Annotated in this window: 1 rRNA gene; it reads right to left on the reverse strand. The window is 51.8% G+C overall.

What is annotated here, in order from left to right:
* A 16S ribosomal RNA gene (locus H4J50_RS19035) occupies positions 1-613 on the reverse strand; the annotation flags it as partial.
* Between the last annotated feature and the right edge of the window lie 16 nt (positions 614-629).

Here is a 629-nt window from a genome sequence, read left to right on the forward strand (position 1 = left end):
GGGCTTTCACATCTTGCTTAACAAACCACCTACGCACGCTTTACGCCCAGTAATTCCGATTAACGCTTGCACCCCTCGTATTACCGCGGCTGCTGGCACGAAGTTAGCCGGTGCTTCTTCTGCGAGTAACGTCACAGCTAGCAGTTATTAACTACTAACCTTTCCTCCTCGCTGAAAGTGCTTTACAACCCGAAGGCCTTCTTCACACACGCGGCATGGCTGCATCAGGCTTTCGCCCATTGTGCAATATTCCCCACTGCTGCCTCCCGTAGGAGTCTGGGCCGTGTCTCAGTCCCAGTGTGGCTGATCATCCTCTCAAACCAGCTAGAGATCGTCGCCTTGGTAAGCCATTACCTTACCAACTAGCTAATCTCACTTGGGCTAATCAATGAGCGAGAGGTGCCGAAGCGTCCCCCCCTTTGGTCCGTAGACGTTATGCGGTATTAGCAGTCGTTTCCAACTGTTGTCCCCCACTCAAAGGCATATTCCCAAGCATTACTCACCCGTCCGCCGCTCGACGCCGAATAGCAAGCTATTCTCGTTTCCGCTCGACTTGCATGTGTTAAGCCTGCCGCCAGCGTTCAATCTGAGCCATGATCAAACTCTTCAATTAAAAATCGTTTGTGATG

This window comes from Colwellia sp. 6M3, assembly GCF_014077595.1.
In the GTDB taxonomy this organism is placed as follows: Bacteria; Pseudomonadota; Gammaproteobacteria; order Enterobacterales; family Alteromonadaceae; genus Cognaticolwellia.